Source organism: Planktosalinus sp. (genome assembly GCF_059864935.1).
Genome location: NZ_JCBCCK010000075.1, coordinates 1 through 11,247 on the forward strand (window position 1 = coordinate 1; position 11,247 = coordinate 11,247).

12 protein-coding genes, 1 other RNA gene and 1 pseudogene are annotated in these 11,247 nt (G+C 38.1%); 9 read left to right on the forward strand and 5 right to left on the reverse strand.

What is annotated here, in order from left to right; genetic code table 11:
* The first annotated feature begins 888 nt into the window (after positions 1-888).
* The 7 genes from AC6F75_RS03280 to AC6F75_RS03310 all read left to right on the forward strand — a co-directional run bounded on the left by AC6F75_RS03280 (position 889) and on the right by AC6F75_RS03310 (position 6,830).
* Positions 889-1,107 carry a hypothetical protein gene (locus AC6F75_RS03280; RefSeq protein ID WP_500713523.1) on the forward strand — a complete coding sequence of 73 codons (219 nt, stop codon included), beginning with the start codon at positions 889-891 and terminating at the stop codon, positions 1,105-1,107.
* Positions 1,097-1,393 (forward strand): type II toxin-antitoxin system RelE/ParE family toxin, encoded by a 297-nt coding sequence (locus AC6F75_RS03285; RefSeq protein WP_500713524.1) that lies wholly within the window; start codon positions 1,097-1,099, stop codon positions 1,391-1,393. The genes AC6F75_RS03280 and AC6F75_RS03285 overlap by 11 nt, the downstream gene beginning before the upstream one ends.
* A gap of 67 nt (positions 1,394-1,460) precedes the next feature.
* On the forward strand, positions 1,461-2,366 hold the full coding sequence (locus AC6F75_RS03290) for a ribonuclease Z (RefSeq protein ID WP_500713525.1): 906 nt from the start codon (positions 1,461-1,463) through the stop codon (positions 2,364-2,366).
* 264 nt (positions 2,367-2,630) lie between these two features.
* Positions 2,631-3,278, forward strand: a complete 648-nt coding sequence (pdxH, locus tag AC6F75_RS03295; RefSeq protein ID WP_500713526.1) for a pyridoxamine 5'-phosphate oxidase — start codon at positions 2,631-2,633, stop codon at positions 3,276-3,278.
* Positions 3,279-3,344: 66 nt separating this feature from the next.
* Positions 3,345-3,830: a SixA phosphatase family protein gene (locus AC6F75_RS03300; RefSeq protein WP_500713527.1), complete on the forward strand. Its 486-nt coding sequence runs from the start codon at positions 3,345-3,347 to the stop codon at positions 3,828-3,830.
* Entirely contained in the window at positions 3,830-5,908 is a 2,079-nt protein-coding gene (gene ppk1, locus AC6F75_RS03305) for a polyphosphate kinase 1 (protein ID WP_500713528.1), read from the forward strand. The genes AC6F75_RS03300 and ppk1 overlap by 1 nt, the downstream gene beginning before the upstream one ends.
* 10 nt (positions 5,909-5,918) lie before the next feature.
* Entirely contained in the window at positions 5,919-6,830 is a 912-nt protein-coding gene (locus AC6F75_RS03310; RefSeq protein WP_500713529.1) for a Ppx/GppA phosphatase family protein, read from the forward strand.
* 1 nt (position 6,831) lies between these two features.
* Here AC6F75_RS03310 and AC6F75_RS03315 read toward each other — a convergent pair whose 3' ends face one another.
* The 3 genes from AC6F75_RS03315 to AC6F75_RS03325 are packed head-to-tail and all read right to left on the reverse strand — an operon-like array spanning position 6,832 to position 9,334.
* The gene (locus AC6F75_RS03315; RefSeq protein ID WP_500713530.1) at positions 6,832-6,969 is read right to left on the reverse strand and encodes a hypothetical protein; all 138 of its coding nucleotides are present in this window, start codon (positions 6,967-6,969) and stop codon (positions 6,832-6,834) included.
* A 9-nt stretch (positions 6,970-6,978) separates the two neighbouring features.
* Positions 6,979-7,560: a tRNA isopentenyl-2-thiomethyl-A-37 hydroxylase MiaE gene (locus AC6F75_RS03320; protein WP_500713531.1), complete on the reverse strand. Its 582-nt coding sequence runs from the start codon at positions 7,558-7,560 to the stop codon at positions 6,979-6,981.
* Between the two features lie 10 nt (positions 7,561-7,570).
* The gene (locus AC6F75_RS03325; protein ID WP_500713532.1) at positions 7,571-9,334 is read right to left on the reverse strand and encodes a DNA polymerase III subunit gamma/tau; all 1,764 of its coding nucleotides are present in this window, start codon (positions 9,332-9,334) and stop codon (positions 7,571-7,573) included.
* Positions 9,335-9,435: 101 nt separating this feature from the next.
* On the opposite strand from AC6F75_RS03325, the gene rnpB reads away from it, so the two are divergent.
* Positions 9,436-9,805: RNase P RNA component class A (rnpB, locus tag AC6F75_RS03330), an RNA gene on the forward strand.
* Between the two features lie 101 nt (positions 9,806-9,906).
* On the opposite strand, the gene AC6F75_RS03335 is transcribed toward rnpB, so the two are convergent.
* Together AC6F75_RS03335 and AC6F75_RS03340 are read right to left on the reverse strand one after the other, a co-directional pair.
* Positions 9,907-10,008 carry a Lacal_2735 family protein gene (locus AC6F75_RS03335; RefSeq protein WP_500713533.1) on the reverse strand — a complete coding sequence of 34 codons (102 nt, stop codon included), beginning with the start codon at positions 10,006-10,008 and terminating at the stop codon, positions 9,907-9,909.
* A gap of 239 nt (positions 10,009-10,247) precedes the next feature.
* A complete protein-coding gene (locus AC6F75_RS03340; RefSeq protein ID WP_500713534.1) occupies positions 10,248-10,565 on the reverse strand; it encodes a rhodanese-like domain-containing protein in 318 nt (105 codons plus the stop codon).
* A 424-nt stretch (positions 10,566-10,989) separates the two neighbouring features.
* Here AC6F75_RS03340 and AC6F75_RS03345 point away from each other — a divergent pair.
* Positions 10,990-11,247 (forward strand): annotated as a pseudogene (locus AC6F75_RS03345) (T9SS type A sorting domain-containing protein); the annotation flags it as partial.

Below are 11,247 nucleotides of genomic sequence, written 5' to 3' on the forward strand. Positions count from 1 at the left end.
TGTATCCAACAAACACCGCGCAACCAAAAAATCATTTGTGATTATCAACGATTCCATCGACCCCGATGTCATCCCTGAAGAATTGATCGTAGTACCCACACTACCGGAAGCCGAAGATGTTATTGAATTGGAAGAAATTGAACGGGATTTGGGGTTTTGATAAAAATTAGAAAATTGTAGTTTACCTTAAAAAAACTTAAATTAATTGAGAATATATTTTTTAGGAGCTTTATTAACAATTTATGTAAAATTGTAAATATGCATTTTTAAGAGTATGAATGAACTTATTAATTTTTATGACAAACTTTTCCTTTATTTTTATAATTCAGGAAAGTATAATAAATCTGACTCTTCTCCACAAGTTTTCCCAATGATTGTCATTTCAGCTGCACAAACAGGAAACTTATTTTTCATAGTGATTTGTTTTTTCTACCTATTCAGAATTGATTTTTCTATTTTACCCCGATTTTTTTTATTAATAGCGATCATTGTTTATGTATTTAATTTTTATATATATCAAATTAATAATAGAAAAGAAATTATTTTAAGGAAAAACCTAAAGTTAGCATTAAGGTTTAAAGTATTTACTTACTTTTATTTTTTAATATCATATTTGTCTCCTCTTTTTTTAATGTATTTATTTATTGAGTATGGCGGAAGCCGTTGATAAGGCTATAATTATTAAACCATAAGAGTATAATTTGTAGATTCAAAAATTAAAAAGTCTATTAAATACCATGTTTTGCCGCGAGTAGCATCGCATCTACCTATCAAGGTTTTTTTTATCCTATTTTTGATGTTTATTTTTTTAAATTTAATAAATCACTAACCAGCCCTTCTCCAAAAAAAAGTGTAGCTTTGTAATGCAACGCATTAATTTTCATTAAGATGGTTTCCTATAAAGTAAATGTCCCAGAAAACAAACAGTCATTTTTTCAAGAGTTTTTGGAAATGATTGGTGCAGAATATGAAAAAAATCAGAGTCAGGAATTTGAACTTTCTGACGCACAAATAAAAACCCTTGATGAGCGCTTAGAGTCTGAGAAAAACGAGTTTGTTTCAGCAAGAGAAAATTTAGAGAAACTCCGTAAAACTTATGGGTTATAAGCTTGTAATATTACCAAGAGCACAACAGGAACTCATTGATGCTTTTGACTACTACAACAAAATTTCTATAAATGTCTTAAAAGCATTTAACAGTGATTTGGAAGATGTTTACCAAAGTTTAGAAAAAACCCCTTTTTATCAATTAAAATACAAAAACCTAAGAGGGATACCTTTTAAAAAATTCCCATTTTTGATGTTTTTTTCTATAGAAGAATCTGAAAAGATAGTTTATATTTATTCAGTTTTTCATACCTCACAGAATCCTGAAAATTATCCGAATCGTTGATAAAATGTTTCATTAAACAAAACTAAATGATTTTATATTCAGTTCACTATTTATCAAAATTCCAACAATGACTTTAACCATCCTCGGTTGCTATTCCGCCACGCCAAAAACCTTTCACAATCCCACGTCACAGTTGCTTGATGTGAGAGGGCATCTGTTTTTGATTGACTGTGGCGAAGGCACTCAAGTGGCATTGAGAAAGTCTAAGGTGAAATTCGCCCGGGTCAAACACATTTTTATTTCCCACCTGCACGGCGATCATTTTTATGGGTTGATTGGGCTGATTTCCACATTTACCCTGTTAGGCCGTGAAGCCGATTTAAACATTTACGGTCCAAAAGGCATCAAGGAAATCATCACCCTGCAACTCAAGCTGGGCAAAGCGTGGACCAATTACAACTTGATTTTTCACGAACTCGATTCAAAAACCCCACAACTCCTTTTTGAGGATGAAAAGGTGGAAGTGCATAACATACCGTTAGATCATCGGGTGTATGCAAATGGGTTTTTATTCAAAGAAAAACTTGGCCAGCGCAAACTCAATCTGGAAGCTGCCGTTGCCGCAAAAATTGACAACAGCTATTTCAGAAAATTGAAAGCCGGTGCAGATGTGACCAACTTGAAAGGAAAACTCATTCCAAACGAAAGCGTCACCTTTCCGCCTGATCCACCCAAAAGCTATGCTTTTTGCAGTGACACGGTTTATAAACCTGAAATTGTTCCGCAAATTCAAGGGGTTTCTGCTTTGTATCATGAGTCCACTTTTTTGGATGAACACCTGCACCTGTGTGAAAAAACCAAGCATAGCTCGGCTAAACAAGCCGCAACCATTGCCCGTGATGCCGGAGTGGGGCAATTGATTTTAGGACATTTCTCCACACGCTATGACAACCTAAACCGCTTTTTGGATGAAGCACGACCCGTGTTTGAAAACACATTTCTGGCCGACGATTTCAAAGTATTTGAAATTTAAAGAGCTTTCATTTTACAGCAGGCTTCTTTTGAATAAATACTGTTTGTCTTTTTTTAAAACAATTTTAAGTTGAGTGCTCTGCGAAAATCCGCGCAATCTGCGGGCCAATATTCGGCTGTTTCTCCCGCAGATTACACAGATTGACGCTGATTATAACTTTCGTTTGGTTTTTCAGGGCTTTTCTTTTGAAATTTAAGTGTTTCTTCACAGCAGCCTGTTTTAATTTCTTTTAAAAACACGTAAATTGCACTCCAAATCCGTAGTATGCAAAACGATTTAAGCAATTTTCGAAAAGCTTACGAAAAGAAAGAACTTCTTGAATCCACCATTGATGCAAACCCTTTGCAGCAGTTCAGGTCGTGGTTTTATGAGGCAGTGGAACACGGCGGGGCTGACGAGCCAAATGCTATGGCAGTAGCTTCTTTGGGAACTGACGGTTTCCCAAAAAACAGGATGGTTTTGTTGAAAAAATACAATGAAGACGGGTTTGTGTTTTACACCAATTATGACAGCGAAAAAGGAAAATCCATCATAGCACACCCCAAAGTGTGTTTGTCGTTTTTCTGGCCCACACTTGAGCGTCAGGTCATCATAAAAGGCATCGCTGAAAAAACTTCAGAAATGGATTCTGACAATTATTTTCAGTCGCGTCCCAAGGGAAGCCAGTTGGGAGCCGTGGTTTCTGACCAAAGTGAGGTAGTCGCTTCACGCGAAATTTTAGAAAACAAATTGGCAACACTCGAAAAAAAATATGAAAACACCGAAGTTCCCCGGCCGAAAAGTTGGGGAGGGTTTTTGGTCCGACCAATATCCATGGAATTTTGGCAGGGCAGGCCCAACAGGTTGCATGACAGGATCAGATATACGCTCACCGAAGATTTTGACTGGAAAATTGAACGATTAGCACCATAATATAACTAATAAATTCCCTCTCCGAGTACTGAGCGGAGTCGAAGTATGGAGAGGGTAAAGCAGAGGATGAAAACACTGTACATCACAAGACACGCCAAGTCTTCCTGGGAAGAAAATGTGGATGACCACAGACGCCCGCTCAATGGGCGTGGCAAACTGGACATCGTTTTAGTGTCAAACTATGCGGCGGCCAACTTTAAAAAGCCCGACCTCATTAAAACCAGTGACGCCAATAGGGCATTGACAACAGCATTGGAGTTTAAAAAAGCATTTGCCTTGCCGGATGATAAATTTATCATTGACCATGAAATGTATGATTTTTCGGGAAAAGGAGTTATAAATGCCATAGAAAACACACCGGATACGGTCAATATTCTGATGGTTTTCGGACACAACTACGGACTCACGCACATCGTCAACAAACTGGGGAATGAATACATCGACAATTTACCCACCTGCGGATTTGTTCAAATAGACTTTGATACCGACAGTTGGAAAGGATTGTTTCAAGGAAATACCAAAGCCATGGTTTTTCCAAAACATTTAAAATAATGACAAAAAATCAAAACCCTTACATAAACAGAGAATTGAGTTGGTTGCAATTCAATGCCAGAGTTTTGCAAGAAGCAGAAGATACTTCAGTTCCATTGATTGAACGTTTGCGTTTTCTCGGTATTTTCTCAAACAATCTTGATGAGTTTTTTAAAGTGCGATATGCCACGATCAAACGAATCGATCTAGCCGGTAAAACGGGAAAAAGTGAATTGGGAGGCGTGAAAGCCAAAGATCTTTTAGAACAAATAACAAACATTGTAATTGCTCAACAATCTGAAAGTCTTAAAATTCTTAACAAAATTCAAACAGAATTAAGGGCACAGGGTGTATTTGTCATTGATGAAACAGAAATAACGCCAGATCAAAGTGAGTATATCAAAGACTTTTTTGCGCAAAAAGTGAGGCCGGCATTAATGACCATAGTTCTCAATGAAGTAGATGAATTTCCACTATTAAAAGACAGTGCGGCTTACCTTATCGTAAAAATGTGCATGAAGCCAGACGATGATGTTTTTACAACAGATAAAGTTTATACACTCATAGAATTACCAAAATCTATAGACAGATTTATAGAACTCCCTCAAAAAGATAGTAACCATTATATCATACTTTTAGATGATTTGATACGGCATTGCCTGCACTTTATTTTTAATATTTTTAATTATGAAAGCTTGCAAGCCAATATGATTAAAATCACACGCGATGCAGAGTTAGATATTGACAGTGATTTAAGTAAAAGTTTCCTTGAGAAGCTATCTGAAAGCGTAAAAGATCGCCGCATTGGTGATCCAGTAAGATTTGTTTATGATAAAGAAATAGACAAAGACACGCTTGAATTTCTCCTCAAAAAAATGGGAATAGAGGAGACAGACAGCCTCATTCCCGGGGGGCGTTATCACAATAGAAGAGATTATATGAATTTTCCCGATGTGGGTTTAAAACATTTATTTTATGAGAAAAATCAACCACTTCCCGTTCCCGGTTTAGTATTACAGGGGAGTGTGCTCGAAAAAATTGCTAAAAAAGACTTTTTGCTTTATGCCCCCTATCAATCGTTTGCTTATTTGATAAAGTTTTTACGGGAAGCCGCCATAGACCCCAAGGTAAAAAGTATTAAAATCACCATTTATCGACTCGCAGAAATTTCAAATATTGCCAGTTCAATCATCAACGCCAAAAAGAACGGTAAGGATGTAACCGTACAAATTGAGCTTCAGGCAAGGTTTGACGAGGAAGCCAACATTAAATATGCCGAGCAGATGCAGTTTGAAGGAGTGCGTGTGATTTTTGGGGTACCCGGATTGAAAGTGCATTGCAAAGCCTGTGTCATCGACCGTGTTGAAAAAGGAAAAGTAGTGCGTTATGGGTTTATCAGCACAGGAAATTTCAATGAATCTACTGCCAAAATCTATACAGATTATACTCTGTTTACCGCAAGCCAGAAAATCCTGAAAGAAGTCAACAAGGTATTTGATTTTTTCCAAATCAATTACAAAGTAAAAAAATACAGGCACTTAATCGTTTCTCCCCACTACACCCGCAATGCCATTTATTCAATGATCAATACCGAAATTGAAAATGCCAGAAACGGAAATCCCAACGGCATCCAATTGAAGTTAAACAGCCTTTCAGACCTTGCAATGATTGATAAGCTTTATGAGGCAGGAAATGCCGGTGTGAAAATAAAAATGATTGTTCGTGGCATTTGCAGTTTGATACCCGGAGTGCCCGGTTTAAGTGAAAACATTGAAGTTCTCAGCATTATCGATAAATTTTTGGAGCACCCGCGATTGTTTATTTTTGAGAATGGAGGCCAGCCCAAATATTATATTTCTTCAGCTGATTTTATGAGCAGAAACCTTGATACCCGTGTGGAAATTACCTGCCCCATTTACGACAAGGACATACAAAAGGAACTTCAGGATACATTTGATATTTGCTGGAAAGACAATGTTAAGGCACGGATTATTTCGGCAAAACACGACAATGCATACAGAAAAAACGATTTGCCTCCTTTCCGTTCGCAAAATGAAACTTACAATTACTATTTGAATAAATTAGAGATTAAAATATAACAATTTTAGAATGAAGATTCAAAAATATGGCGCCATAGATATCGGATCAAACGCAGTAAGGTTGCTCATTACAACCATTATTGAACGTGAAGGCCAAGAAACCATATTCAAGAAAACTTCGCTGGTCCGGGTGCCGATCCGTTTAGGGGAAGAAGTGTTTCAGACCAATAAAATTTCTTATGAAAATACTTCCAGACTGATCGACACTATGAAAGCTTTCAAGTTATTGATGAACTCTCATAAGGTGGTTAAATACAGGGCTTGCGCCACTTCGGCTATGCGTGAGGCAAACAATGGCTTAGCAATAGCCCGGAAGGTAGAAAAAGAATCCGGCATCAATATTCAAATCATTGACGGTAATGATGAGGCTGCAATTATTGCTTCTACTGACATCAGGGATTTAATTATGGTTGACAAAACGTTTCTCTATGTGGATGTAGGTGGTGGAAGCACCGAATTCACCATTTTTTCCAACGGTAAAACCATTACTTCAAAGTCTTTCAATTTGGGGACAGTGCGCTTGCTTAACAATATGGTTACAGACACCATCTGGAACGAAGTGGAAGAATGGATAAAAAAAGAAACTAAAAATTACGAAAAAATAGCGCTTATAGGCTCCGGAGGAAATATCAATAGTATTTTTAAGCAAAGCGGAAAACTTATGGGCAAATCGCTTTCATACATTTACCTCTCTAATTATTATGAACTCATCAGAAACTATTCTTATGAAGATCGGGTAGTGGAAATGGATATGAACCCGGATAGGGCAGATGTGATCATTCATGCAACACGCATTTACCTTTCTGCAATGAAATGGAGCCGTGCCCGAAAAATTTATGTACCAAAAATCGGTCTGTCAGATGGTATTGTAAAAAGCCTGTACCGGGAAGAACTGGCCAGCCAAATGGAAGTAAACACTTAAATTATTTCCCTTTTTTTCGCCAAAACAATCCAAGTGGCAATAAAATCAGTAAAAAGAGAAATTTACCGGTAATCAAGCCATATACAGTGACAGCAGCCGCAACAACCATCAAAAGATACATCCATGTTGATTTTGACATAAGAATTCTTTACCCGTGAATGCGTTCGGTATTGCCCAGGTTTTTCATGATTTCGGCCTCATAAGCCAGTAAACCCTGCCATTTTTTATTGACTTCATCCAGATTGCCATATTGTCTGGCAAATCCTAAAAACATGGTGTAATGATTGGCTTCGGAAACCATCAGTTTTCTATAAAAATCCCTTAGTTCTGCATCGTCAATTTCTTCGGAAAGCAACCTGAAACGTTCACAACTTCTGGCCTCAATGAGCGCGGCATAAAGCAACCTGTGAACCAATTGTGTGGTTCTGCTGCCACCTTTGGGAAAAAACTTATGCAGTGCGATGACATATTCATCCTTCCGGTCCCTGCCCAAAGTCCAGCCTCTTGCCAGAATTCTGTCATGAACCATTTTAAAATGACTGATTTCCTCTTTGACCAACGCTACCATTTCTTCAACGAGTTCAGGGTATTCAGGAAAAGAAACAATCAATGAAATTGCTGTTGATGCAGCTTTTTGTTCACAATAAGCGTGGTCGGTGAGTATTTCTTCTATGTTTTTTTCAACAATCCTGACCCATCGCGGGTCGGTGGGAAGTTTTAAACCTAACATGTGTTGTTTTTTAAATGTCCAAATCAAATGTTTTTTTAATCTTGTCCATAATAGGGTATTTCTCCCTGAGTTTATCAAACCTCTCTTTTGGAGTGTAAACATAGTTGCGTTGTTCGTTTTCATTCACATCAATTTGTAGTGAAAGCGAATAGTTATTCAACTTTTTGGAAAGGAAATTCAGTAAAGATTGTTGCGCTCTTTCGAGTTCGATTTTTATACTCTCGTTGGGATATGTGACCTGAACGACATTATTTTCTGCTGTTGGAAGCACCATATCCAGATGTGACGCAATAATGCGCTCACCTTTGTGCTGGAGTACTTTGGCATACTCGTGCCAGGCAGTTTGAAGGTCAGTTTCCGAAAAGGCATCTTCAGGAAGTTTTTCTGTGACTTTTGTTTTGTTTTTCGATTGCTGTTCAAGTTGTCTTTTTTGTTGAATGCTTTTCAGCGAAAGTGCAGATATGCGTTCTGCATTCTGTTCAGGAACAGTTTTTCGATTTGGTTCAGGTTGTACTTCCGGTTGCGTTTCAGGTTTGATTGGTTCTTCGGCTTCAGCCACTTTTACTTCTTCAGATTTTTGAAGAACGTTGCCATTTTCGGGAATGGGATAGGGCTTAGGTTCATTCTTAACTTCAACTTTTTCGGAGACAACAGCTTGGGGTTCGTTTACTTTAGGTTGTGGGGGCTGGATGTAGGGTTGAATCTTTTTTTTTTCATCAACAGCATTGATGGATGCAAGCTGCATTAAGCACAATTCAACCAAAAGTCGCTGGTTTTTACTCGATTTGTATTTCAGGTCACAATCGTTTGCAATTTCGATGGCCCGTAATAAAAATCCGTTTGAACTTTTATGGGATTGCTCAAAGTATTTTGTCTTGATTTGTTCACCAACTTCAAGCAAAGCAATAGTGGAAGAGTGCTTAGAAACCAACAAATCCCTAAAATGGGATGCCAGACCTGAAACAAACTGGTGACCATCAAAACCTTTTGCCAAAATATCGTCAAACAAAACCAAAGCACCCGGAATATCATTGTTTAAAATGAAGTCTGTAGTTTCAAAATAAGTAGTGTAATCCAGCACATTCAGGTTTTCAGTAACTGCCAAACGTGGGAGATTGTTTCCGGAAAAACTTACCACACGGTCAAAAATAGAAAGTGCGTCCCTTAAAGCACCGTCAGCTTTTTGGGCAATGATTTGAAGGGCATCGTCTTCTGCCTGAATGCCTTCAGCCTGGGCAATTTCAGCCAGGTGATTTTTTATATCGGAAACCGTAATTCTTTTAAAGTCGAAAATCTGACAACGGGAAAGAATGGTTGGGATAATTTTGTGTTTTTCGGTAGTGGCCAGAATAAAAATGGCGTGTTTTGGCGGTTCTTCCAACGTTTTTAAAAATGCATTAAATGCCGATTGTGAAAGCATATGCACCTCATCGATAATATAGACCTTGTAATTTCCGGTCTGAGGAGGAATACGAACTTGATCTGTGAGGCTTCTGATGTCATCAACAGAATTGTTTGAAGCGGCATCCAGTTCAAAAATATTAAAGGCAAAATCTTCGTTGGGGTCTTCGATTGCTTTTTGGTTGATTCTTTTTGCAAGAATTCGTGCACAAGTAGTTTTTCCCACACCACGCGGACCGGTAAAAAGTAAAGCCTGGGCAAGGTGGTTGTTTTCTATGGCATTTTCAAGAGTGTTGGTAATGGCCTGTTGGCCTACAACACTTTTAAAGGTTGTCGGGCGGTATTTTCGGGCTGATACAATGAAATGTTCCATAGAAATAGTAGTCTTTACAAATATACATATTGAATTAATTTTTGAGGAATTTGTCAAATATATTTTCTGAAGAGATATTAACAACTTAGTTGTAACTTTGCACCGCAGGCCGCCTTATCGCCCTGAGATTTATTTCAGGGAGGAAAGTCCGGGCACCACAGAGTAGCATAGCGGGTAACGCCCGTCGTTCCCGCCACAAGCGGGGAAAGGACTAGTGCAACAGAAAGAATGTACAGGTAATGCTGTAGTGAAATCAGGTAAACTCTATGCGGTGAAATGCCATGTAAACCGGTGCTTGAGGGCTACTCGCCCAATACCGGAGGGTAGGCAGATAGACCACAACAGTAATGTTGTGGCCAGATAAATGATAAGGCTTATCCTCCTTCGCCACCCTCCTTCGCTTTAAAAGCTTCGGAGGATAAAAGGCTTCGGAGGATGAGACAGAACCCGGCTTACAGGCCTGCTCTCAAATAAAATTCCCGCAGGCTTAATAAATCTGCGGGGTTTTATTTTTTTATAGCTTCTATTTGTATTAAAACTTCCTGTGCTTCAGCTTGTTTTTTATCAATTGCCTATCTATTGGTTTTTGAAAGTTCAAAGGATTGCTTTAGTAGTTTTTGATACTTTTCCTGAAATTTTTCTTCAGGGCTTTTCTTTTTAAAAAGTCCAAACATTTTTCTTTTAAAATTACAGGATTCAAACTATCTGAAAAAAAAATAATGTCACTTTTTGTTTTGTTCGACAGCACAGTTTCCTCCGGCACATCCAAATCCAAAAAGTCCCATTAAAAAAATGTAAAGACCCAGAAACACGCCAATAATCTGACGATCCATAATTGTATGAATTATAAGAACCAGGCCAATCAGTAGATAGATAATTCTTAGAGCTGTCCAGCCTTTTAATAAATTATTTATCACTTTATTTTGTTTTGAAGCGATTGCCAACCGCCGCCATTATGTACATTAGTGAAACCTTTGGACTTTAAAAGGCTTTGTGCCGTCCCGCTTCTCATGCCGGAAGCACAGCATAAGATATAATGCTTCTCTTTGTCTTTAAAATAATTTAGGTTGCTGTTTATAGTGTTTAGCGGTATATTTTTTGAACCTTTGATATGGCCGGAAACAAATTCGCCTTTTGTCCTTACATCAATAATTTCAACTCCTTGTTGAAGTAGTACTTTGTAATCGGTTTTTGGGCCAAGTCCAAACAGGTTTTTGAGGGTTTGTATCATAGCTGTTAAGTGCTTAGGGTTAAATAAATGTTAATGAGAATACCTCAATGGTCTTTTAATTTCCAAGCAAAAATACTGCGCAGGCAATTTCCCGACAGTTACATTTGTTACAAAACAAATGATAATTTGTGAGGGGCCTTTGATAGTGAAATTAAAATTAATACTAAGGGTTCCCTGCCCATATTTAGTAATGGTCCCCTGCCTTTTACTTGGTGGTTAAACGAGTTCATTAAGTATTTTCCGCTTTCAAAACTAACCAACCATGTACACATTCCACTTCAAAAGGGTTTTACCCTTAACATTTATATTTTTTGTTTTTGGCTAGTTATATTCCCAAGACATCCTTTGGGAAAAATCCTATGGGGGCATCAAAGCCGAATACCTTTTTGATGCCAAACCCACAGCTGATTATGGTTTTATATTAGTGGGCAGTTCCATCTCCGGCAAATCAGGCAGCAAGATGGCTGATAATATTTATGGCCTTGATTACTGGATATGGAAAATGGACGAAAAGGGGGATTTGGATTGGCAAAAAAGCTTTGGGGGCAACGGTAACGATGTTTTAAAAAGCATTGATTTGATACAAGATGGTGGGTTTATCCTCGGCGGTCATTCCATTTCACTGGAAGGTCACAGCAAGCGGGAAGACGGAAGGGGCCAAGAAGATTTGTGGATCATCAAT